Here is a 20,808-nt window from a genome sequence, read left to right on the forward strand (position 1 = left end):
ACTGCTCATAAACGCAACAACAGGACAAGTAATAAAGCAACTACCATGCACCCTAGGAACAATAATAACAACAAATGCACGAAGCAACTCCCAATTAATACTGCCAATAAATATAACAATCGATATATTAGGTAATGAAATCGGAATAAATGGAAGTCAGGAAATAATAATGAATATGGAAACAAAGAACATAGCATCACTATCATTAACAATAAATACGCCAGTGGTGGAACCTAACGTTCAATTAATCATAAAATTAAAAATAACTACACAACACATTACGGAACAATCAACACCATGGTATTTAATACCGACAGCAGGATTAACACCAACATACCTATTACTAATATCAGCAATACCAATAATCTTTAAAAAGGAAAAACGGTAACGCCAACAATGAATATTAATTGCAAAAAGCCCAAAAGGCTCATAAAACACATCATTAAGTATATATTCAATATCCGCGGAACAACATTAATGGACAACATTCAATTATTTACGAAAATACCCATAATAAATGGATTTAATTATATACTATATAGGTTAGGTATTCCACGTAATTTCTCATGCAAAAATAATTTAATATTAGTAAAATATCGTGATAAAATTTATAATAACTTAAAATTTTTAATTAGACCATGCAGCGGCGACTTAATATGATGTATTAGCTGAGGAATACGAACTACATAACTGGTTATTTTCAATACTTAACGAAATAAAGAACCCGATTATTATCGATGTTGGAGCATATATAGGTAGTTATACCGTTAGGGCGTGTAAAAAGGCAAATCAAGTAATTGCAATTGAGCCCTAGAAAACGCCGTGTTCCTACTCCGTAAGAATGTAGAACTTAATGATTGTAAAAATGTAATAATAGTGAAGAAGGCAATATGGAAAGAAAAAGGCATGGTTTTAATGAAACAAGTTAAGTTCAACGAAGGAGGATCAGCAATAAACCCTAGTGGTGATATTGTCGTTGAAGCAGACACTCTCGATAATATAGTAAAGGAATTAAGAATTGACCACATAGACTTACTTAAGATCGATATTGAGGGTGCCGAAGCCGAGGCAATACATGGCATGAAAGAGACATTGCGGATAACCAGGTACTTAATGATTGAGTTGAGGTCAGGCACATTATGGATAATTAATGAGCTAAATAAGCTAGGGTTTAAAGCAATTGATTGCGTAAACTATGGAACCATCATTAACGTGCTCTTTAGTAATCAGAGATTAGGTTAAATATTATTAATATTTCATAGAACTGTGCTAACCTATGGATTGTTAATATTTAATAGGAATGATGTAAATGGCGTACTTCGCTTAACTACGTTGCTTAATAATGCCGTAGATGAGATCGTAATTATAGATTCATCAGATCCACCTGAGCATAAGAGACTAATGGATAAATTTACAAGGCGTAATTTAAAGAGGGCAGTAATATTTAGAGCTATACCGCTAGGCATGTAGAGCCACTTAGGATGTATGGATTAAGTAAGGTAAATACTGATTATGTATTACTCCTTGATACCGATGAGATACCCAATATAAAACTTATTGAAAATTTACGGTATCACAATGAGTACGATGGATACGTAATTAATAGATATGAAGTAGTGCTTAAAATTGTGACGAAGCAGTTACGATTATTTAAACGTAATAAAGTATTATTTAGAGGTATGATTCATGAAAGTCCAGAGGTATTGGGTCAAAGGTCTAGGCTTCCGGGTGACGAATACATATTACACATGGCGGGCAAACTTGATGCATTAATGCCTGGTTATGGTAGGTATATGGTGATAGAGTTATTTTCAAGGTATCCATATTTACTTAATAACTTATTAATTAGATCATTTCGAAGAGGGATCTATTATATGAATACTAATATTATCAATATACTTAATGCCATCTTAATACTTACGTATTATAAGGCAAGAAGCTTATTCCAATTAAGAGATGCCGATATGTGGTTCCTTTATTTCATGAACTTATTTAAAGTATTTATGAATATTCCTAACAGATATCAAAAAAATATTGATTGATATTTCCCGAGAAATCTACGAGAGTGATGGTATTATTAATTATTTATGTCTAAATAATCCGAACACCGTTGAGTCATTAACCGAGACATATACGTGGAATCTACCTGGGCATAAAGTCTTTCAGTACCTCATACTTTATAGGTACAGGTATAAAAAAATGTGCTAAGAACTTCAAGGATGTTCTTGAGACCTTTCACCTAAAACCTCATGAATGAAGTCCAGGGTTTCCTGGGCAACGTTGTTCCAGGAACTATGCTCCTCAAGGAATTTCATGGTGTTTTCATCCTCATGTTCTGTGACGTACTCATTCAAATCCATATTAATTAGTCTCCTTACCTCCTGAGCCATACTTCTTGTGTCATATTCATGAACGATATGTACAGGTCTTAATTTACCATATATTAGCCTTATTGCCGGTATATCATAAGCAACTACAGAAGTGCCTAACGCCAGTGTCTCTAAAATAACCAATGGAAATGAATCAACATGAGAAGGATATATTAGAGCCTTTGCATTTGCAACATAGCTATATAACTCATTAATGGTCTATAACCCATATACTTAACATTATTAGGCAAGCTATGTAGAAATTTATCCTTTATCCTATCAGATATTGGACCGAAAACTAAAACGTCAATATTATCTAGGTATTTGGCTACCTTGATTAAATCCCACATGCCCTTAGCTGGGGTTAACCTTCCAAAGAATACTGCGTAATTCCTTTTATTATGAATGTTGCGATAATTATAAATTAGGTCCTTATCAAAGGCATTACCATAGCGATAAACCCTTAGCTTAACCCCATACTTGCCGGCTAATTTATCAATACCCGAGTAATAAATAGGTACCTGCGAAACGGACGCTATGCCTCGAAGTAATCCGCTCTTCATAGCTACTTCATAAATAGCTTTAGTAAGCCTATGTTCCAGGAATACGTATGAATCCTCAAGCAAACCATAAACACCATCAACATGTCTATAACCCCTCCCAAACCATTTAAGAGTTCTAAACGGTTCATTATGAAGGACCTTTATGATGGGAACGCTTAGCTTCCTAGCGAGGTATAGAGCATATACGAGAGACGTGCCGCTTTCATGAATATCTAATATTATATCAAACTTAATATTATTATACTTTAAATCATTAATCATTTTATCGAAAATAAATTTACAAGAAATTTTATTATTAATTAAAAAACTTGAAAAGCTCTACTATTATCTTTAATGCATCATCAATATAATTAGGGCATACTTCCTGAAGGCGATAATTAATATCATGAACCCATAACCCATAACCCCTAACTTCATTTAATGAACTAAGCGTAAAATGAAATGGTTCCTCAAGTATTAAAATATCATGTCCATATTTACTTAATATTCTTAATATTTCAACTGCATGCTTACGCGCACCACCAGGTAGACCGTCAACAATAGCGAGTATATTCATAAAATAACTTAAGCCCTATATTAAATACAAGGGATTTAAATATTACTCGATAATTGAATCGTATGAAAGCATACTCGGTATTACCTTATGAAAGCCTAAATACCCATACATTAAAATATATGAAGTAAGTTCGTTCAAATTAACTTTAATATATGGAGCCCTGTATAAGGAAAGCTTAGTCCCTATTTTTGGCATAATAATCTTAACTAATTTCTCTCCATGCTTAAAGCCATAAATGTAAAAACAGAATTTTCCATCTATTGCTTTACATAAGGCATAGCTTGAATAAATTAATTCATTAAGTATTAAATTTCGTAATTTGTAATACTTTGTAAATATAATTTTAGATAATATAGGATAATTCCGTGTCATATAGTAAAATCCCATCGTTATTTTTGATTCTGTTATGCCTGTAGTTTTTCCACCATAATGAATTCCTGTCTCAAAGGGAACATACATTATCCTATATCCTCTATTCCAAAGAATTAAACCCAGTAAATTATCATCCAAATAAAGAAAAGTCTCACTAATAAACGGCTGACCCCAGGGACATGAATTCTTAACAGCATCGACTCTAACAACCATGTATGAACCATCGGCATAAGTAACGTAATGAGGCTTATCAATTCCATAGCACTCATCAAACCTTAATTTATTGCATATAAGTCCAAATCTCCAAATCTCATTACCATAACCACCTACGGAATTAATTATCTTACTCCTGTAATCAATATACGTTAGTCCACTTGTGGCTGCTATTTTTTTCGTCTCCTTCCATGTGCTCTATCATTTTTGCTAGGGATTCTGGTGTGGGTATTAGGTCGTTGTTTGCGAAGGCCACGTACTTCGAATCCGGGTCCCTGGTCTCCCAACCAATGTTCATACCACCAGCATAGCCCAAATTCCTATCATTGCGGATTATCCTCACCCTAACACTACTCGGTTTATGCCCCTCAATGAATTTCCTAATACGCTCAAAACTACCGTCCGTGGAGGCATTATCAACAACAATCAACTCGTAATCGTTAAAGTCAAGGTTAAGGAAAGACTCGAGACTTCTCAAGGCAATGTCGATGAAATTCATACTATTGTAATTAAGCCAAACAACAGAAACCCTAACCACGTTATGCTAATTGTGGGTTGCCTTTTAAGGTGTATGTTCATTTATAACGTGTATGTTGTTAGGTCTTTATAGAATCTCTCCCACATAATCTGTGTCTCATTAAGGTAATTATCAACAGTCTTGTAGCCGTTAATTACCAAGCTTCTTCTAAGCTCCCTATCCCTAATCACGGTCTCAATAGCCCTTAACACAGAGTTCACTGTTGGATTTACAATTAATGAGTTATAGCCGTGGATTAAGTACGGGTGTTTATTCAACTTCCTATTGGTAATAACTACTGAACCCGCATCCATGCACTCCCATGGTATTATTCCCGAGTGTAGGTTAAACATGAAGTATAGGCACAAGTCAGACTCCTCATAAATCCTCAATAACCTTTCAGTATTAACCCAACCAAGGCTAACGCCATAATTACCAGGTGCATAACCACCAACGAAGTACGTGATTATTGATGGGTATAACCTCCTCAACTCCTTAACAACTCCATAAACAAGCTCAGGCGCATTCCTAGGTGCATACCTATAGTAAGTGAACACCTTCCTGACCTCACCCAGATTGCTTGGGTCCTTCCTTGCTTTAACTCTCAGGAATGTGTATGGTACTTGGAAGCACGGCATGATCTTACTATACCAATCCTTAATGACTGGGTCATTGGTAAGGCCTATGTAACCAAAAGAATAAGTTAACTCCGCAAAGTACCTATCCATACCGGCTGGGTAAAAGAAACCCTCCTCATCCTGTATGAAGTACATCTTTGCATCAACATTATTCATAAAGAGCAGTGGGTATGCAGTAGTCCAGTAGGTCGCTATGCCAAGGGTCGTGTGAGGCAACGATTCGACATCGTTAAGCCTATTGATAACATGAACCTTACTGTCACCTAAATCGTAAAACTTAAGAGCATTCGTGAAGATACTAACCTGCTCACTTTTAATATTGTCGAATAGCGTGAAGTGAATCTCAATACTCTTTGAGGATAAGAATTTAGCCAATGCAATTACCTGCCTAGGACCAGCACTCGCATCTTTTGGGAAAAACGGCGCTAGTATGTTAGCACTATCTATCTTACGAGGAGCATTACTTAACCACCTAAGGTTTAACTCACGAATTTTATTAAAATCGACGGAATCCAAAGCATCGAAGATCTCAATAAGTGGAGCCCTCATACTCTCCTGGGAATAGGCAATACTATACCGAGAATAACCAATCAATCCTTTAAGCCTTGAAGACCTAGCTATAATTGGTCCCCCAAGCTTTCTAATGATATTAATAATATCCACCATATCAACTCAACGTTTAAAGATAAAAGTATTAAATGCATTACTTCTCAATGAAGAAAAGGCCTGTTGGATTTCTACTTTTATGCACGTCAATTGCTATGGGGCTTAAGGATAATATTCCATGATGGAATTAGGAAGCTCCTAAAACTGCTGGGGCTAGGAATAATGCACGCGTTAATAAACCAAGAGGGATACATTAATAAAGAGATACTTTAGTTAGGTTGGCAATGAGTGATATTCGTAGATATTTTGAAGTAACACGAGCACTGGGCTTGAGGATTGTCATTCATGAAGTCATTAGGAGGGTTTGAAAATACCCTATTACTATAATGGTTTGAGAATAACCAATGACCTTGATTTTCACGCATTAATTAATGTTAAACGCTTGGGTTACGGACTTACCCCGGTAAATAATGACATCTTACTAAAGACCCCATATGGAACCCTCTATGTCCCCTATAATTCCTCAATATTAAGTGGGTTTGAGAATTTAATAAGATGTATTCAGCGTTAAATGTTAAGGATAGGGTTGTGCTTGATGTTGGCGCGCTTCTTGGTGAGACGGCGCCGTACTTCATTGGTAAAGGTGCAAGGCTTGTTTATGCGTATGAGCCGGTAACGCTATTTTACGAGTACTTAGTTAGGAATGTTGAGTTGAATGGTGTTAGTAATGTTGTTAGGGCTGTGAATGCTGGGTTGTGGTTTGAGGATGGTGAGTTTTGCCTTGATGTTAATAAGCCTGGTCATGGTCTTTGGATTGAGGGTTATGAATGTTCTAAGCCAGGGCTTTACAGGGTTAAGGTTCTTAATATAGCTAGGGAGTTTGGGAGGGTTTATGATGAGGTGGGTAACTTCGTTGTTAAGTTTAATTGTGAGGGTTGTGAGTACTCAATACTCACATTGCCATGTGATATTATTAGTCATGCTGATGAGTATGTTATGGAGGTTCATGGCGCGCCATCACCGATAAAAGATAAATTAAGTAGGTGTGGTTTCGACATGAATGTGGTGTCTTCAGGTACGTACTCAATAATTCATTTCCGAAAAGCTTTAAAGTAATTAACCACTGCATGCATTAATGACTGTCGTCATTGGTTTTAATTGGCCTGTGGAGCATGATCATTCTGTTGCTGTGGTTGTTGATGGTGAGTTGGTCTTTGCCAGTGAGGAGGAGAGATGGACTAGGCATAAGCACTCGATTGATGAACCGCCGATTAATGCGCTTGTTCAAGCCCTCAAATTCCTAAAGAGTAAGTACGGCCTTTCACCCAGTGATGTTGATGCCTATGCCGTTAATTACGAGCCGAGGCTTTATAGGCGTGTTGATAGGGCTTATTGGCTTAGGCATGTTATAATTAATGGTGTTAAGTATGGTTATTATGATGGTGGTGAACTTGGCCTAGCCATTGACTACCTAAGGTCCAGGGTTAATCTAGATAATTACCTCAAGTACGCTTACTACCTAATTAGGTACTCGATTAGGAAGGCTGGTTTTGACGCGCCGATTAACATTAAGGTAATCCCAGTTGAGCATCACCTAGCCCACGCAGCCTCAGCCTACTACTTCAGTGGCTTCGGCAATGCGTGGTACTGACAGTGGATGCATATGGTGAGATTGATTCAACGGTTATTTGGAGAGTCAAGAATGGTGAGTTTGAGAAATTATTGGCAATACCAGCTTATTATGGTTCGCTAGGTGCATTATGGGATTATGTTTCACAAAATCTGAACTTTAGGTCATCATTCCTCGAGGGTCCTGGTAAGGTTATGGGCTGGCGCCGTATGGTTCGCTGGATAAGGATGTTTATGGCAGGTTTCTCGACGTTTTTGACCTAGATAACAAGGACTACCCATACATATTAAGGGATAGGTTTAAGATGAATAATTATGGCGGTGATGTACATAGTGGTGTTGCTAATCAACATATGAGGATTGCCGATTTCATAACTGGCGGTATCATTGATTGGGATCCTCGTGGTGAGCTTGATAAGAGGGCTGTGAATATTGCTACGCACTGCAGAAGTTTACTGATGACGTCATGCTTCGTTTGGCTGAGTGGGCTAGGAGCCATGTTAATGAGCAGTACTTGGCCTTGGCCGGTGGTGTGGCCCTTAATGCCAAGGCTAACATGGCCATTCATTACTCGAAGTTATTCAGTGACATGTTCATATTCCCGGCGGCCAATGACGCGGGGACCACAGTCGGAGCCGCGGCATACGTCTATGAGCATGTGCTCGGTGGTAAGATGAAGAATAGTAGACTAAGGACTGTTTACCTTGGCCCTGAGTATAGCGATGATGAGGTGAAGAGGGTTGTTGAGCGTAGCCGTTTTGAGGCTCATTACATTGGTGATGATGTTAATGAGGTTGCGGACTTGGTTAGTAAGGGCTTCATAGTTGCTTGGTACCAGGGCCGTGCGGAATTGGGTCCAAGGGCCCTTGGCAATAGATCAATTGTTGCTGACCCTAGGAGGACTGACATGTGGAAAGCAGTCAACAGTATTAAGGGTCGTGAGTGGTGGAGGCCGTTGGCTCCATCGCTACTTGTTGAGGACATGGGTAAGTACTTCATTGACCCAGTCCCGCACCAATTCATGATACTGATGTTCAGGTTTAGGGATGGGATGAGGGAGGTTGTCCCAGCCGTGTATCACGTTGATGGGACTGCAAGGCCACAGACAGTGGCTAAGGACGAAAACCCAACCTGGTACGAACTCATAAAGGCATTCAAGGACTTAACGGGGGAGGGCATTGTACTAAACACAAGCTTCAACCTAGCAGGAGAACCACTAGTCGAAACACCACAAGACGCAATAAAATCCTTCGCAATAGGAGGACTAGACGCAATATACATACAGGGCTGGCTAATCAGGAAGAGGTAAGTTTATGAGTGTGTTTGCATTTAATAGGTTTGTTGGTGCGTATGAGTTCATTAAGTACTCGTATTATTATTTTAATAATTGGTTTAGTGCCTTCATTGATTACCTAAGGGGGTGTTATTTCATCAACGTTAAATTTAGAGACGGTCCTCAATTTTACTTAGATAGCTTGTTTATGAGGAGTTAATTAATTTGAGTCTAGTCTTATACGTAATTTTCAAATTAACCCAGACGGTGCTTGCATATTAAATAGTAATGTTAATTGCGACATTAACTCAGACCTGGAGACAGCGATCAAACTTAGTAAGTTGGGTTGGAGGTTTGGTAAAAATTATTACTTTAAGGATTTTGGGAATTTCATTATTAAATTTAGGCATCTCTCTACTCCATCAATAATCGAAATTTTTGAGTACAACATCTATGATGTTGGTATTGATGGTGACGTTATTGACGTAGGTTCAAACATAGGTGATTCAGCGGTTTACTTCGCATTAAGGGGTGCAAGGCGTGTTGTAGCTCTTGAGCCAGTAAGGACGGCTTATCTGGAGTCTTTAGTTAACCTTAAATTGAACGGGATCGCCAATAAGGTCATAGTTCTAAATAGGGCATTAAGTAATACGTATAAAGTTATTAAGATTCCAAGGATGGGCTTAATAAGTTCTGGTCATTATACAGATTATGGTAATAATAGGCTGGTAATGAGGTTAATCAATAAGTTATTACCGTGCGATTTAGGTCATCAATACGTTGAAACGATTACACTAAAGGATGTTTTTGACCTTATCGATGAACCGTATTTACTTAAGTTTGATTGTGAGGGTTGTGAGTACGATGTTATACTCAATGATTATGAGTATGTGAGGTTATTTAAGAAATTAATAATTGAGTATCACTCAGGCATTACGGGATTAAGTAAGGATGTACTAATCAATAGGTTGAGTAAGGACTTCAAATGCTACATAGACCCAGGCCTCAGCATGAATATCGAGGAAATAGGACTAATAAAATGTATCAGGAAGAACTAAAGTACATTATTGATGGTGGTGATGTTATGCTTATTGAGAATAGTGAGGGTAGTAACCTGGAGGTCTTTAAGCCATGATCGAGGGTGGTGGGTTAAGGTTTATGGGCGTGATTAAGCCGAGCATTGATGATGTTGCTGAGGCACTGGCAATAAGGCTTAGGGCTAGGAGGTCAAGGTTTAGGTACATATCATGGAATCTAACACTAATGAAGTACGCCTTGATGATTGGTGGCAAAGTATCAGGGAGTATAAGTAGGGTGCTTGACGATAGGAAATTCTATGTAATATGGAGTAAAAAGCCGATGTGATAAGCTAATCTAATTCTGTCGGAAGATTGATGATTGTAATCATTATTCTTGAGACTAATAGCAATATGTTAAAAGTGATGGGTAGTTTATCAACTGTTCTTTAAAAACATAGCTTAAATGATGGGCAATTAATGAGAATAAGAAAATTAGCGATTAGGTTCTGCGAATTAAATGGTTAGTGCCAGGTTGCATTAATGGACATTACTCAGAGATAATTATTGCATTTAAATATACCTAAGTCTTATGTATGCCATGTCTTTCACATGGTTTAAGTGCTTAATCCTGACCGGTCTGTAGCCGTAGTCACTTAGGTAGTTTATTACGTCGATTGTTCTGACCTGGTCTGTGTGGACCTCAATGATAAGCTTATCAATTAGCCCCTTACTTAGTGTGCTCCTCGAGCCCATTAGTACCCTCATTTCATAACCCTCAACATCAATCTTCATAATGTCTATGCGGTCAATAACCTTACCGAAAAATGCCTAGACCTACTCAGCACGTGGTCTAAAGTCACGACAGGTACATCATAATACTTAACTAAACCAAGGTTACCAATTTGGTTCTTAGTTAAGTGATCCTTGATGAGTGATGATGCCTCGACATTACTCCTCGGTATGTAAAGCCTTGCAATGCTTATCGAATCCCCGAGCGCGTATGGCAATGCCCTAATGTTCCTAGCCCTATTTAACTCAATATTACTCCTTAACCACCTATAAGTCTCTGGGTTTGGCTCAAAGGCTATGACAAGTCCATCATCGCCGATAAGCTCGAGGCCCACAGTGAGTATATACCAATGTACGCACCAGCATCAACAACGACATCACCCTTAGCCGGTGTGAAGTCTCTATGAAGTGAATACTCCATTCTGTCGAACATGTCTGGTATGTTTATGTTAAGTGTGTCGAGGTCATTAATGAAGACTTTAACACCAAGGGGTAATGCCATAATTGGGTGTTTGATTAGGCCATGGGTGATTAATGGTTCGATTAATCGTGCCCTAAGCATAAATCATCACCAAACCTAATAACCTGGGGGAGACTCCTTAAAAGAGTCCTAACGAAATTAATCACATAGGCATATAGTGCATGCGAAGACCGCATTATTAAGCCCAACACATGCCATTATCATAGAGACATTAATACAGCACGAGAACCACTAGTCGAGACACCAAGCGATGCATTGAAATCCTTCGCCCTAGGAGGACTAGACACCACGTACATGCAGGGTTGGCTTATTAGGAAGAGGTGATGGTTAGCTGTGTTTATGTTTGTTGTGTTGTAGGTGTCTTAAGTTTCTTGTTATGGTGTGTATTGGTGATGCTGGGTTGGGTGTTTATTTGCCTTGTTTTGTTAGTATTTTTGTGCTTCTTGTACCATCTTCTCTATGTCTGGTAGTCTCTTCCTCACGTCCTCGGGGTCCAGCTTCGTCTCGTGGAATCCCCAGACGTGTAGGTAATTGGCGGTGTCCCATGAGTGTCTGACCCAATCGCCGAGTGTCCTCGATATTGTCAGTACGGCTTTTTCAAGATCCGTAACCGTCCACCTACCCCTGCCCTCAACCTTATCCAGCACGTCCCGTAGATCGTAGTACTAGGCGAGGGCCTTAATAACCTCCTCAGCAGCCTTATACAACTTCTCACTGGCCTGCACCGGGTCCCTATCAACCAACTCCCTACCCTCGTCTAGGTACTTCATTGTTAACTCGAGTCTGGTCTTCATGGTTGTTTCTGGGTCGAGTCTTAGGGTTTTAATTATCGTCGTTAGTATTAATTCCTCAATGTCGATCCCACTCCTTGTCGCTTCGTCGTAGAGTGTCTTCGGTATTTCGATGTCGACGGTGCTCATGCTTTAAATCCTCATCTCATTACTTGGTTTTCATTAATTCCTTATCCATGATTCATCAATACTTGTGCGCCAGGTTCCTGAGAAGTCTTGGGTGCGTCAGGTAATTAAGGTATTAAGGTGGCTGCCTTGGTTTTGTTTGTGGTTTTTAGTGGGGTTAGGCTTGAAGTTAACGGGTGGAGGTCCAGGGCTGCTGGGTAGACTCTATGGGACTAATTGGGATGCGGGTATTATGATGAGGTGGTTAATTAGGGAGGGGGACGTAATGCCGTGATTCGTTGTGAGGTGGCGTACTTGGCTTGGGAAGGACCAACAAGCCATAGTCAGTAAGGCTATTGAGTACAATGTACCAGTAATATTCATTGACCCGAAAAGCACGTTAAGAACATGCCCAAGGTGCGGTTCTAAGCTGGAATACATTCACAGGCTAGCCCACTGCCCAAGGTGCGGATTCACCGCCGATAGGGATGTGGTCGGAACCATGAACATCCACTCACGTGCTTTAAAAGCGCGTGTGGGAACGCCAGGGCCACCCCAAACGCTCCTCTAATGAACAATGAAGCCGAGGGAGGGGAGAAACAAGGGTGAAGAGATGAAGAACACAACGAAAAGCACCCTAAATCAACGAAAAACAACGAACAGGCCCAAACCCTAGTTTGTGTGATGTGTAGGGACGTAGTAGGCGGTGGCGCGCCCCTCTACGGCAGGGCAGGGTTCAGGCTGAGGATTAGTGAGTTAGAGCTCTGGTACATACCCATGTTCTACCATGGCTAGGTAGGGAGGATTGGGTAAGGGTTTATGCACTACTTGGTGGTGTGTCTCACTATCACGCATTGGTTGGCGAGGTTGGGGAATTGACGACTTAATTAGGAGGCTCTTTCTTGAACCGGGGGCGTCGCTTAGGGACGAGGTCATCTTCCTACTTAGGGAGGAGTTCAGGGATTACACGACGTACTACAGCATCCTTAAGGCCATGGCCCAGGGAGCCACGGGTCCCTTGGAAATAACGAACGTAACTGGAATACCCAGGCAACACGTTGGTAAGTACCTGCACGTGCTTGAACAGCTGGGCCTTATCGAGAGGGGGCGGGTATTATTCACGAGGAGGGGTATTTATAGGGTTAGGGATAGGGTATTATCCACCTGGTTCAGATTGATAGAGCCAGTCATTACATCGGGTATTACCGACCAACGGAGGCCCTGAGGCTAATTAAGGGTGGGTTGGAGATGCATGTTGCCGAGGCGTTTGAGGAGGTTGCTAGGAAGTACGTGGAGTCACTACTGGCCAGGGGCTTGATTAGGTATGGTGAGCTGGGCAGGTTTGTGCATAAGGGCATTGAGGTAGACCTGGTGGCCATAGACCACGCCAATAGGGTTGCTTACCTATTCGAGGTCGAGTGGAGCGACCTAAGCGAGGGCGACGTAAGGATTTTAATACGCGAACTAGAGGTTAAGGCAAGGCAAATACCACTAGAGGGCTATGAGTACAGGTTCCACGTGATATTGAGGAGCTATGAAGGGCTTAAGCTAACCAACGCGGATGTTGTAACCATAGGCGACATGTCATTCGTGGCTGAATAATGCGGTGTAGGTTAAGTATTGTTTTATTAATGCATTCTCAAGCTCGTTGCTCCACTTAATCCTTGGTTTTATTGCTTTTATGTACTTGAGTATGCTGCTTATCAGCTTGACTATGTCGTAGGCAGCCTAATCCCTATCCTTAAACTTCGATAATGCCATGTCCAGGTCCAGCTCATTGTATTGATGACCATGTAGGTTGAGGGTCAATGATGGTTACGAAGGATAATCCTCCATACTCAACCTTCTCTAGTATTAGCATTAGCCTTACTAGTCTCGTGATTAGAACCTTAGGCGCAGCTTCTCCAGGTTATGGGCACTCTCTACCCAGTGGCCTATGTCTACTTTAAGTTCATTAGTGGACTTTGAAGGCTCCTTGATCCTCTTGTTCATCTCATCAAGCTTTTATTGAGTTTCTGGAAGACGCGCCTTTCACGTAGTTAGCCAATGCCTTAATGGCGTCAGTAATAGCCTTTAGCTCCTCAATAGTCCTCTTAACAGCTCTCCGTACTCTCCTCAAGTTTGCCTAAGGTCTATTTACCTCGCGCGGTTACTTCAATGGGGGTATTAAATGGCTTTTATTGAATTGACTAGTTTAATACTCATGGATTTGCGAAGTAGGGTTTTCGGGATGACTAGTGCGTGGTATTAGTCTTCATGGACGTTTAGGCTTTGGTGTCTTAAAGTGGGTCAATTAGGGTTGGCTAGGGGGGATTGCTATGGGTAATTGGTGAGTAGTACTTATTAATGCTGTCTTTATCGTGTCTTCTTGCATGATTAATATATCTGGTGATGTTGCTCGTAGGCTTTTGGAGTTGAGTGATGCCATTGGTGTTAGTCCCAGTGATTACGTTAACATGCTCCTCAGCTCCTCACAGAGGCCTAGGCGTATTGATCTCATGCCCCTTAGGTTTAAGGCCAGGGTTGCTGAGGTTGTGGCTGAGGCTGCCTCGAGACCTTCAGTAGGCCCCTGGTTGTTTGGAGTGGTGGTAAGGATAGTACTGTGGTTCTTCATATTGTTAGGAATGTGGCTAGTAGGTTGGGTAAGTCGTTTGACGTTGTCTTCATTGATCATTTCATGCATTTTGATGAGACTATTGAATTCATTAATAAGGTGGCTGGGGAGTGGGGCCTTAGGCTTTTCATCAAGGGTAATGATAGGCTTAGGGCTTTAAGTACGGTGACGTGGTTAGGGTTAATGAATTGGATCTTAGGGATAGGGAGGAGTTGCTTAGGATTGGTTACTCCAAGCCCGAGTTCACCTTCAGCCTGAGCAACATTGCTGCTAACCACCTCCTCAAGACCGTGCCACTTCTCGAGTTCATTAGGGATGGACAGTACGACGGTGTCTTCATTGGTATTAGGTGGGATGAGAACCCGGCGAGGGCTGGTGAGGTATTCTTCAGTAGGCGTGAAAACCCACTGCACATCAGGGTCCACCCAATATTGCCCTTTACTGAGAGGGATGTTTGGGACTACACACTAAGCAATAAACTACCCATTAATCCATTGTATTATAGGGGTTTTAGGAGTATTGATGATAAGTATGAGACAAAGCCCACTGGCAGTAAGCGGCTTGGGAGCAGGATCTTGAGCTACGCCGGAGAGGGCTGGGAGGGCTCAGGATAAGGAGGGTATTATGGAGTTGCTTAGGCGTTATGGTTACATGTGACCATGATGAGGAGGCCGAACGTAGTTATTCTAGTCATTGACACGCTTAGGGAGGATTACAGCCAGGGCCTGGAGAGGCTTGGGGATCTCGGCTTCGTGAGGTATGAGAATGCCATTGCAGCGGCGCCATGGACACTGCCAAGCCACGTAAGCATGATCACCGGCTTATACCCAAGCCAACACCAGATACATGAGGCGTATAACGTAGGTCTTGAGGAGTTGGTTAATATATCGAGGGAGGGTATGCAGAGGTTAGGCTATGGTGTGTTGGGTGAGCTTAGGGATTATGGGTATGAGACGTATGTAATTAGTGCAAATCCGTTTGTATCGCAGGACTTTGGGTTTAAGGCTATGAATAATATGCTAATACCTGGTAGGCTCTATTCTCTATTTCACTTTAGGCTTTACAATGTGTTGGTTCATGAGTATGGTAGAGATAGTATTAGGACTTTTTTTTGGGTCTCCTTAATCGTGATAATGTGAGGGACGCCTTGGTTAAGATTGGTCACTCACTTAGGTACTATATTGATGTTTTTTTTGAATGGACTTAAACTGCTTGATTTGACAATGGAGAAGGGCTCTAGGACTATGGTAAAGATTTTGAATGGGCTTAAACTTAGTGAGCCCTTTTTCATGGTTGTTAATATGATGGAGGCCCATAGTCCTTACTTTCCCAATGATTTCAATGATAAGCTTTATAATGGTGCCATTGCTGATTGGATTCTTGGTCGTGGTGTTAGTGATGGTTATTTACGTGAGTTGAGGTTTAGGTACGGCATCCACGCTAGGTATGCCGTTGACAGGGCTATCGAGATTGTGCGTGCCTAAGCCGTTACCTTGACAACACGCTTTTCATCGTAACGTCAGACCACGGGGAATTACTTGGCGATGGAGGCCTCGGTCACGGGTACTTCGTGAAGGACGGCCTATTAAGAGTCCCACTATGGATAAGGTGGCCAAATTGGTTCAAGGCGCCAAAACAGACAAAACCGTTAATAAGCCTAACAGAGGTACCATCAATAATTAGGATGGTTATTAATAATAATGGTATTCATGAGGTTGGGTCAAGCATAGCAATAACAGAGAGCTTTGGATTAACGCCCTTCCATAAAATAGACATTAAATCCCTAAGCCATCATGAATTAATGAAGCACTTCAGCCATAAAATCAGGGTATATACAGGCAAGTGCGTCTTCACGTATAATAAGAGCATGGACTTGGTCGAAGAGTCTAGTTGCGAGGATTCCATCATTAAGAGGATAATTAATGTGGTTAGGCCGTATACCATGTCGGAATAAGCTATGATGGGGAATATGAACTTTCGTGAGTGTTACGGGAAGGGGAAGGCGTGATTGTTTTTTTGTTTCAGGTTAATGATGAGATTATTGTGATGATTAAGCCAATGATAAACAATACGCCGAAGAATCTAAGTATTACTGGACCATAGAATTGCGGCGCCATGTTTGTGAAACCCAGGGCCCAGACTACGTAGAATAATAGCATTAGGACTAGACCGAGGATTAGCAATGCCCTCCTCATCCTTTGCCTAATCCTTAATCCCGGCATTAGTGGTAATGCAGCGGCTACTGGTAGTGCCGCCAGACTTATTAACAATGACTCGTCCGGTCTCTCGAGCGCCTTTATTATTATTGGCACTGGGCAGTACGTTGGCTCTAGGGACTTTATTAATACGGGGCCTATGGTTATGTTCGTAGGTAATACGGGTACATTCGTTGTTATTAATAGGCTTATTGAAGAATTAATCCAATGGGTTACTGTAATCACATCCCTTAATTCATAGGTACCACCACTGGTTACGTTCATGCCTACTGATTGATTTGCTATGCTCATTGATATAGTCAGCCATGTGGATGCTGTTTTATTCGTTATGTACATTATTGCGTATGCTGGTACATTACTTGGATAGTTAAATGCGGTATTGCCACTGATTATTTCCATGCCCGAGTCTCTTGTAACGTATAGGATAAGCGGCTGGTCTGTTAATACGTCTATTTCGTAAATTCCCGGTGTAGTATTTACATTTAAATCAAAGGCTATTGGGTATGGTTTCATGCCCTGTGTAATTGACGGTGCCTCGGCGGTTGAGCTGTAATTACTTGCCCGTTCCTAAGTATTGACATTAATAGAATTGCTGGTTGGTCTGTGTATGATACTCCATAGATAATCACTTTGTTAACGCTCCCTGTAAAATTAAGTCTCAGGTTAAAGGTTATCGTAGAACCTGCGCTTATTGGTAATACAGTGCTCGTGAGTGGTGTTGCCGTAACCTGGGGTATTTGTGATAAATTTATTATTGTGGTTATTGTGTAGGTGCCTGGCGGTATTACTATCTCACTGGTATTTATCGAAATAATGCCTTGGTTGAGCCCACTGGGTATTGTTAACGAGTAGTGATTCTCCGTATAATTTATTGCATTAGTAATTAATTGATTCGGTATTATTTCGTAATCATTTATTGCCAATGGGCCTACGTAGCATTAATCACTAGTTGGTAATCACCACATATTGCGTATATACCGTTTACTTTATTCACAGGTGTTATATAACCTATGGCCTGCCTGCCGGATTAATGGCTATTAGGGAATATGTTGGAAGTATGGTGTTATTGATATAACCATCTGGTGTAAGTGATGTAAGGCTGTAAATATCGACATAATTCTTAATCAATGGTTCCCAGTTAATACCTACCTGCCCGATTCCCTGATACGGAGGCCACATTGGTGATATTGGTGATGTTAATACCGTCATCATTATCGCCACGGCAAACGTTAATACTGCCAATTTACCCTCGCGTAACCTACCGAGAACCTCAACAAGCGTTATTATGAGGATTGCGGGAACAACAGCCACAAAACCAACGCCTCCGAGTACCGTAGCTACTAGGCTGGTATGGCTGTGCCCAGGGTGGCCAGTTGGATGAAGGAGGTTGTTGATAATAGGTAGATGACTTGGTTAAGTACTACTTGCGTTGTTATTTCATGAATTATCGAGTATGCGCCGGCTATCCAGTAGTAGGTGAATGCTGCCAGGCCTATGGTCATCACGTACTGACTCGACTCATTAAACTCCCTCTTAATGAACCAGTGGGTTATTGGGACCAATACGTTGAGTAGGTTGGTGACTGGGCTTAGGAATGCCATCAATGCCGAGAGGGTGGCACTGACGAGCCTATTATCCCTATCAATGTGGTGGTACATGGCTATGGCCAATGCCGTTGATAATGCCTGCGGAAGCCAGGGATTGGTCATTAAATTGATGAGCGAGGCATTAACTATTGATGTGAGGACTAGGAGGAGGGTGAAGCCCATTTCCAAATCCCTAGCCCTACTTAATCTATACGTGTAGATTGCGATTAATGAGTTTGTGATTACTATGAGGAGTGCTATGAAGATTGGTAGGTAACCGCTCATCACCAGTGGGCCAAGTAATAGGCTTTGACCAAGATCGTTAGCGTCAATGCTTGATAGACCCATGGACTTCAAGATCAATTCCCCAAGGCCGTAGTAGTGACCGCTCCCATTAAATAATTGTAACCAAACGTAAATAACCTCAACCATGCTCACTATGTACGTTACTACTCCAATCAATGGCTTAATTATTAATTCGCGTTTCATGAATAATTAATGAAGATAATAACGGTAACTCTTTAATGCTTTACCTCAATGGAGCGTAGGCAGTGCCTAATACCAATTATTAAGTATATTAATTCATTAATTACCTCGCCAAGGGACTTGCCACTACTCATTATTGTGATTGGCATTTCAATCCTTAACTCATCACCAGTAGCTTTAATCATTAATTGATTAAGCACGGGATCACCCCTCACGTAGCTCATTAATACATCCAGTATCTCGCTGAGTTCATTAACCCTTATTATGCATGGCACGTAATTAACACCATTAATTACATACTTACCATAGTCCATGTCGCACTCAACGTGGATGTCACCCTCATCCCTAATGAGTGTGCTCACACTAATTGCTGCTGGGTATAACTTTTTAAAGGGAATGCCCATTAATTGCTTGATGTCATCAATTGAGGAATTAATAACGGGGACCGCGGTTGGGATTAAGGCGAGCGATGGCATTGTGCTGGCTGCCGAAAAGAGGGTTGCCTATGGATTCACCATGTTCAGTAGGTCTGGTAAGAAGGTGTTTAGGGTTAATGACAGCATTGGCATCGCCTCAATAGGCATACTAGCCGATATGCAGGTCCTCACCAAGATAGCCAAGGCATACATGTCACTCTACGCACTTGACACTAAGACTAGGCCGAGCATTAGGTCCGCGGCCAAGCTTCTCTCATACGTGTTATTCTCCAACAGGGTATTTCCATACTTCGTGGAGGTGTTGGTTGGCGGTGTCGATGACGAGGGACCTCACCTCTTCATAATGGATGCACTCGGTTCATTAATTGAGGATGATTACGCAGCAGTGGGTACAGGCACGAAATTGGCCATTGCCATACTCGAGAGTAATTACAGGCCTGGTATGACCGTTAAGGAGGCCAGGGAATTAGCAATTAAGGCGATAAACCAGAGCATTTCAAGGGACCCAGTCTCTGGGGATGGCATTGACATACTAACAATAACGGGCAATGGCTCAACCGAAGAGACAATTCCGTTGCAACCATTGCGATTATAGGATACGTACCTGGATATTTATTTTACCTCTTATCGTCATTACCCATCCACAATTGCCTCGTTAGTTTGATGTACCTGGTCATAAATATATTGCTTTTTAATTAGATTAAACAATTGAGGGGCATACGGTTATTTTGCCTTTTCCTCGTATAAGGTTCTGAAGATATTTACTGCAAATGCATTGTCTATGCTGAGGTAACTAATGAGTATGATATAGAACTGAAATAGTAAGCCTGCTGAAAATGCCCTTATTAGGAAGAACTTGGCTGATTCATCATCACAGATCCTACGTGCCTCCATTGCCTGGAAGGCGGAGATTAGGCATAAATACCGGAGTTGACGTCATACTTAACAAAATTCATTAATGGCCCATCCAAATACCTCACAAATGCATCCTCTATTTGACTGGTTTGTTCAGTCTCCTTAACCGCCTTTTGAACCAATATAAGCTTATTCAACGTATCATTTACATCGTTTATAAGCTCCGGGAATAACCTGGCCATTGAGTCAATTGCATTTTTTTGTTATCTTATTGTAGTTCTTCTCCGCGCATTCTGTCATTTTAACAGTCAAGCCGTACTTAATTAGTTGCGAAACTTTTCTCAACTTATTGATTGCTTCTGTATTATTAGCGGATGCCATTAAGAATGTAAGATGTGAAGAGGTTTTTAAGTATTATGTAATTGAAATAGTAATAGTAAGTTAAGAAACAATAATGAAAACCACCGAGGTATTATTATATTAACATAGTATGGAATAATAAATTAGTGATACCTAAGAACTGAATGATTAAACAATACATGGTTACACTAATGACTTAATCAATATCAATGAAGATGTGCCCCGCCCTGGAGGAGCCCAGCCTCATTGGTGGGTCAACCCCAACTCGGCCGGCCCACGCCGGCGGGACTACTCATTAGTAATAAGGGATGCTTTAGTACCTTTTTACCATAA

The 20,808-nt window shown here is 41.0% G+C and carries 33 protein-coding genes and 1 pseudogene; 16 read left to right on the forward strand and 18 right to left on the reverse strand.

The window, feature by feature from the left end:
• The first annotated feature begins 822 nt into the window (after nucleotides 1-822).
• Nucleotides 823-1,242 (forward strand): FkbM family methyltransferase, encoded by a 420-nt coding sequence (locus JCM16159_RS13390; protein ID WP_367834198.1) that lies wholly within the window; start codon nucleotides 823-825, stop codon nucleotides 1,240-1,242.
• A gap of 971 nt (nucleotides 1,243-2,213) precedes the next feature.
• Here the strand turns inward: JCM16159_RS13390 and JCM16159_RS01520 are convergent.
• The 6 genes from JCM16159_RS01520 to JCM16159_RS01545 form a co-directional block, all read right to left on the reverse strand.
• Nucleotides 2,214-2,585 (reverse strand): glycosyltransferase, encoded by a 372-nt coding sequence (locus JCM16159_RS01520; RefSeq protein WP_367834224.1) that lies wholly within the window; start codon nucleotides 2,583-2,585, stop codon nucleotides 2,214-2,216.
• Nucleotides 2,543-3,193: a hypothetical protein gene (locus JCM16159_RS01525; RefSeq protein WP_054856732.1), complete on the reverse strand. Its 651-nt coding sequence runs from the start codon at nucleotides 3,191-3,193 to the stop codon at nucleotides 2,543-2,545. The genes JCM16159_RS01520 and JCM16159_RS01525 overlap by 43 nt, the downstream gene beginning before the upstream one ends.
• Nucleotides 3,194-3,227: 34 nt before the next feature.
• Complete coding sequence (locus JCM16159_RS01530; RefSeq protein ID WP_054856733.1) at nucleotides 3,228-3,488, reverse strand: hypothetical protein; 261 nt, start codon at nucleotides 3,486-3,488, stop codon at nucleotides 3,228-3,230.
• Nucleotides 3,489-3,530: 42 nt separating this feature from the next.
• Complete coding sequence (locus JCM16159_RS01535) at nucleotides 3,531-4,073, reverse strand: glycosyltransferase family 2 protein (protein ID WP_054856734.1); 543 nt, start codon at nucleotides 4,071-4,073, stop codon at nucleotides 3,531-3,533.
• Between the two features lie 142 nt (nucleotides 4,074-4,215).
• Entirely contained in the window at nucleotides 4,216-4,611 is a 396-nt protein-coding gene (locus JCM16159_RS01540; RefSeq protein ID WP_054856735.1) for a glycosyltransferase family 2 protein, read from the reverse strand.
• Nucleotides 4,612-4,652: 41 nt separating this feature from the next.
• Nucleotides 4,653-5,894, reverse strand: coding sequence for a glycosyltransferase (locus JCM16159_RS01545; RefSeq protein WP_054856736.1), 1,242 nt, complete (start codon nucleotides 5,892-5,894; stop codon nucleotides 4,653-4,655).
• 495 nt (nucleotides 5,895-6,389) lie between these two features.
• Between JCM16159_RS01545 and JCM16159_RS01550 the strand changes: the two genes are divergently transcribed.
• The 6 genes from JCM16159_RS01550 to JCM16159_RS01565 all read left to right on the forward strand — a co-directional run bounded on the left by JCM16159_RS01550 (nucleotide 6,390) and on the right by JCM16159_RS01565 (nucleotide 10,101).
• A complete protein-coding gene (locus JCM16159_RS01550) occupies nucleotides 6,390-6,950 on the forward strand; it encodes an FkbM family methyltransferase (protein ID WP_054856737.1) in 561 nt (186 codons plus the stop codon).
• Nucleotides 6,951-6,969: 19 nt separating this feature from the next.
• Nucleotides 6,970-7,485: a carbamoyltransferase N-terminal domain-containing protein gene (locus JCM16159_RS13395; RefSeq protein WP_243665530.1), complete on the forward strand. Its 516-nt coding sequence runs from the start codon at nucleotides 6,970-6,972 to the stop codon at nucleotides 7,483-7,485.
• A complete protein-coding gene (locus tag JCM16159_RS13400) occupies nucleotides 7,476-7,727 on the forward strand; it encodes a hypothetical protein (protein ID WP_243665531.1) in 252 nt (83 codons plus the stop codon). Before JCM16159_RS13395 ends, JCM16159_RS13400 begins: the two co-directional genes overlap by 10 nt.
• A gap of 178 nt (nucleotides 7,728-7,905) precedes the next feature.
• Nucleotides 7,906-8,772: a carbamoyltransferase C-terminal domain-containing protein gene (locus JCM16159_RS13405; RefSeq protein WP_367834225.1), complete on the forward strand. Its 867-nt coding sequence runs from the start codon at nucleotides 7,906-7,908 to the stop codon at nucleotides 8,770-8,772.
• A gap of 305 nt (nucleotides 8,773-9,077) precedes the next feature.
• Nucleotides 9,078-9,794 (forward strand): FkbM family methyltransferase, encoded by a 717-nt coding sequence (locus JCM16159_RS01560; RefSeq protein WP_054856738.1) that lies wholly within the window; start codon nucleotides 9,078-9,080, stop codon nucleotides 9,792-9,794.
• 73 nt (nucleotides 9,795-9,867) lie between these two features.
• Nucleotides 9,868-10,101: a hypothetical protein gene (locus tag JCM16159_RS01565; protein ID WP_054856739.1), complete on the forward strand. Its 234-nt coding sequence runs from the start codon at nucleotides 9,868-9,870 to the stop codon at nucleotides 10,099-10,101.
• A gap of 224 nt (nucleotides 10,102-10,325) precedes the next feature.
• Here the strand turns inward: JCM16159_RS01565 and JCM16159_RS01570 are convergent, their stop codons facing one another.
• The 5 genes from JCM16159_RS01570 to JCM16159_RS18195 form a co-directional block, all read right to left on the reverse strand.
• Complete coding sequence (locus tag JCM16159_RS01570; protein ID WP_054856740.1) at nucleotides 10,326-10,547, reverse strand: FkbM family methyltransferase; 222 nt, start codon at nucleotides 10,545-10,547, stop codon at nucleotides 10,326-10,328.
• Nucleotides 10,548-10,552: 5 nt separating this feature from the next.
• On the reverse strand, nucleotides 10,553-10,879 hold the full coding sequence (locus JCM16159_RS01575) for an FkbM family methyltransferase (protein WP_054856741.1): 327 nt from the start codon (nucleotides 10,877-10,879) through the stop codon (nucleotides 10,553-10,555).
• Complete coding sequence (locus JCM16159_RS01580; protein WP_054856742.1) at nucleotides 10,840-11,106, reverse strand: hypothetical protein; 267 nt, start codon at nucleotides 11,104-11,106, stop codon at nucleotides 10,840-10,842. Before JCM16159_RS01580 ends, JCM16159_RS01575 begins: the two co-directional genes overlap by 40 nt.
• A gap of 344 nt (nucleotides 11,107-11,450) precedes the next feature.
• Nucleotides 11,451-11,672, reverse strand: coding sequence for a PaREP1 family protein (locus JCM16159_RS18190; protein ID WP_367834199.1), 222 nt, complete (start codon nucleotides 11,670-11,672; stop codon nucleotides 11,451-11,453).
• Nucleotides 11,673-11,690: 18 nt separating this feature from the next.
• Nucleotides 11,691-11,945: a PaREP1 family protein gene (locus JCM16159_RS18195; protein WP_367834200.1), complete on the reverse strand. Its 255-nt coding sequence runs from the start codon at nucleotides 11,943-11,945 to the stop codon at nucleotides 11,691-11,693.
• 277 nt (nucleotides 11,946-12,222) lie between these two features.
• Between JCM16159_RS18195 and JCM16159_RS01590 the strand changes: the two genes are divergently transcribed.
• The 3 genes from JCM16159_RS01590 to JCM16159_RS01600 all read left to right on the forward strand — a co-directional run bounded on the left by JCM16159_RS01590 (nucleotide 12,223) and on the right by JCM16159_RS01600 (nucleotide 13,523).
• Complete coding sequence (locus tag JCM16159_RS01590; RefSeq protein WP_054856743.1) at nucleotides 12,223-12,492, forward strand: zinc ribbon domain-containing protein; 270 nt, start codon at nucleotides 12,223-12,225, stop codon at nucleotides 12,490-12,492.
• Between the two features lie 234 nt (nucleotides 12,493-12,726).
• Nucleotides 12,727-13,146: an ATP-binding protein gene (locus JCM16159_RS01595; protein WP_054856744.1), complete on the forward strand. Its 420-nt coding sequence runs from the start codon at nucleotides 12,727-12,729 to the stop codon at nucleotides 13,144-13,146.
• A gap of 17 nt (nucleotides 13,147-13,163) precedes the next feature.
• Nucleotides 13,164-13,523, forward strand: coding sequence for a DUF234 domain-containing protein (locus tag JCM16159_RS01600; protein ID WP_243665533.1), 360 nt, complete (start codon nucleotides 13,164-13,166; stop codon nucleotides 13,521-13,523).
• Nucleotides 13,524-13,917: 394 nt separating this feature from the next.
• Here JCM16159_RS01600 and JCM16159_RS18200 read toward each other — a convergent pair whose 3' ends face one another.
• The gene (locus tag JCM16159_RS18200; RefSeq protein WP_367834201.1) at nucleotides 13,918-14,040 is read right to left on the reverse strand and encodes a hypothetical protein; all 123 of its coding nucleotides are present in this window, start codon (nucleotides 14,038-14,040) and stop codon (nucleotides 13,918-13,920) included.
• Nucleotides 14,041-14,547: 507 nt separating this feature from the next.
• On the opposite strand from JCM16159_RS18200, the gene JCM16159_RS18205 reads away from it, so the two are divergent.
• From JCM16159_RS18205 to JCM16159_RS01620, 5 genes and pseudogenes are all read left to right on the forward strand, one after another.
• Complete coding sequence (locus JCM16159_RS18205; protein WP_367834226.1) at nucleotides 14,548-14,793, forward strand: hypothetical protein; 246 nt, start codon at nucleotides 14,548-14,550, stop codon at nucleotides 14,791-14,793.
• Nucleotides 14,706-15,149 (forward strand): phosphoadenosine phosphosulfate reductase family protein, encoded by a 444-nt coding sequence (locus JCM16159_RS01605; protein ID WP_367834202.1) that lies wholly within the window; start codon nucleotides 14,706-14,708, stop codon nucleotides 15,147-15,149. The genes JCM16159_RS18205 and JCM16159_RS01605 overlap by 88 nt, the downstream gene beginning before the upstream one ends.
• Nucleotides 15,150-15,194: 45 nt before the next feature.
• Nucleotides 15,195-15,674 (forward strand): alkaline phosphatase family protein, encoded by a 480-nt coding sequence (locus JCM16159_RS01610; RefSeq protein ID WP_243665534.1) that lies wholly within the window; start codon nucleotides 15,195-15,197, stop codon nucleotides 15,672-15,674.
• A 45-nt stretch (nucleotides 15,675-15,719) separates the two neighbouring features.
• A complete protein-coding gene (locus JCM16159_RS01615; protein WP_243665535.1) occupies nucleotides 15,720-16,019 on the forward strand; it encodes a hypothetical protein in 300 nt (99 codons plus the stop codon).
• Nucleotides 16,020-16,030: 11 nt separating this feature from the next.
• A pseudogene (locus JCM16159_RS01620) lies at nucleotides 16,031-16,489 on the forward strand (sulfatase-like hydrolase/transferase); the annotation flags it as partial.
• A 67-nt stretch (nucleotides 16,490-16,556) separates the two neighbouring features.
• Here JCM16159_RS01620 and JCM16159_RS13410 read toward each other — a convergent pair.
• The 5 genes from JCM16159_RS13410 to JCM16159_RS01630 form a co-directional block, all read right to left on the reverse strand.
• Nucleotides 16,557-17,264 (reverse strand): hypothetical protein, encoded by a 708-nt coding sequence (locus tag JCM16159_RS13410; RefSeq protein WP_243665536.1) that lies wholly within the window; start codon nucleotides 17,262-17,264, stop codon nucleotides 16,557-16,559.
• Entirely contained in the window at nucleotides 17,261-17,674 is a 414-nt protein-coding gene (locus JCM16159_RS13415; protein ID WP_243665537.1) for a hypothetical protein, read from the reverse strand. Before JCM16159_RS13415 ends, JCM16159_RS13410 begins: the two co-directional genes overlap by 4 nt.
• A gap of 85 nt (nucleotides 17,675-17,759) precedes the next feature.
• Nucleotides 17,760-18,062, reverse strand: coding sequence for a hypothetical protein (locus JCM16159_RS13420; protein WP_243665538.1), 303 nt, complete (start codon nucleotides 18,060-18,062; stop codon nucleotides 17,760-17,762).
• 29 nt (nucleotides 18,063-18,091) lie between these two features.
• Nucleotides 18,092-18,799, reverse strand: a complete 708-nt coding sequence (locus JCM16159_RS13425) for a hypothetical protein (protein ID WP_243665539.1) — start codon at nucleotides 18,797-18,799, stop codon at nucleotides 18,092-18,094.
• 59 nt (nucleotides 18,800-18,858) lie between these two features.
• Nucleotides 18,859-19,185 (reverse strand): hypothetical protein, encoded by a 327-nt coding sequence (locus JCM16159_RS01630; RefSeq protein ID WP_243665540.1) that lies wholly within the window; start codon nucleotides 19,183-19,185, stop codon nucleotides 18,859-18,861.
• Between the two features lie 52 nt (nucleotides 19,186-19,237).
• On the opposite strand from JCM16159_RS01630, the gene JCM16159_RS01635 reads away from it, so the two are divergent.
• Entirely contained in the window at nucleotides 19,238-19,855 is a 618-nt protein-coding gene (locus JCM16159_RS01635) for a proteasome subunit beta (protein WP_054856750.1), read from the forward strand.
• Between the two features lie 316 nt (nucleotides 19,856-20,171).
• Here JCM16159_RS01635 and JCM16159_RS01640 read toward each other — a convergent pair whose 3' ends face one another.
• Nucleotides 20,172-20,357 (reverse strand): hypothetical protein, encoded by a 186-nt coding sequence (locus JCM16159_RS01640; protein ID WP_054856751.1) that lies wholly within the window; start codon nucleotides 20,355-20,357, stop codon nucleotides 20,172-20,174.
• Between the last annotated feature and the right edge of the window lie 451 nt (nucleotides 20,358-20,808).

Origin of the sequence: Vulcanisaeta sp. JCM 16159 (genome assembly GCF_001316265.1) — an archaeon.
Lineage (GTDB): Archaea > Thermoproteota > Thermoprotei > Thermoproteales > Thermocladiaceae > Vulcanisaeta.

Excerpts from the sequence above, each read along its gene's own strand:
- JCM16159_RS01525 (WP_054856732.1), bottom strand. The coding sequence starts at position 3,193 with ATGATTAATGATTTAAAGTATAATAATATTAAGTTTGATATAATATTA.
- JCM16159_RS01530 (WP_054856733.1), bottom strand. The coding sequence starts at position 3,488 with ATGAATATACTCGCTATTGTTGACGGTCTACCTGGTGGTGCGCGTAAG.
- JCM16159_RS01535 (WP_054856734.1), bottom strand. The coding sequence starts at position 4,073 with ATGGTTGTTAGAGTCGATGCTGTTAAGAATTCATGTCCCTGGGGTCAG.
- JCM16159_RS01545 (WP_054856736.1), bottom strand. The coding sequence starts at position 5,894 with ATGGTGGATATTATTAATATCATTAGAAAGCTTGGGGGACCAATTATA.
- JCM16159_RS01550 (WP_054856737.1), top strand. The coding sequence starts at position 6,390 with ATGTATTCAGCGTTAAATGTTAAGGATAGGGTTGTGCTTGATGTTGGC.
- JCM16159_RS13395 (WP_243665530.1), top strand. The coding sequence starts at position 6,970 with ATGACTGTCGTCATTGGTTTTAATTGGCCTGTGGAGCATGATCATTCT.
- JCM16159_RS01565 (WP_054856739.1), top strand. The coding sequence starts at position 9,868 with ATGATCGAGGGTGGTGGGTTAAGGTTTATGGGCGTGATTAAGCCGAGC.
- JCM16159_RS01570 (WP_054856740.1), bottom strand. The coding sequence starts at position 10,547 with ATGAAGATTGATGTTGAGGGTTATGAAATGAGGGTACTAATGGGCTCG.
- JCM16159_RS01580 (WP_054856742.1), bottom strand. The coding sequence starts at position 11,106 with ATGCTTAGGGCACGATTAATCGAACCATTAATCACCCATGGCCTAATC.
- JCM16159_RS18195 (WP_367834200.1), bottom strand. The coding sequence starts at position 11,945 with ATGAGCACCGTCGACATCGAAATACCGAAGACACTCTACGACGAAGCG.
- JCM16159_RS01610 (WP_243665534.1), top strand. The coding sequence starts at position 15,195 with ATGATGAGGAGGCCGAACGTAGTTATTCTAGTCATTGACACGCTTAGG.
- JCM16159_RS01615 (WP_243665535.1), top strand. The coding sequence starts at position 15,720 with ATGTTTTTTTTGAATGGACTTAAACTGCTTGATTTGACAATGGAGAAG.
- JCM16159_RS13410 (WP_243665536.1), bottom strand. The coding sequence starts at position 17,264 with ATGAAACCATACCCAATAGCCTTTGATTTAAATGTAAATACTACACCG.
- JCM16159_RS01635 (WP_054856750.1), top strand. The coding sequence starts at position 19,238 with ATGTCATCAATTGAGGAATTAATAACGGGGACCGCGGTTGGGATTAAG.
- JCM16159_RS01640 (WP_054856751.1), bottom strand. The coding sequence starts at position 20,357 with ATGGCCAGGTTATTCCCGGAGCTTATAAACGATGTAAATGATACGTTG.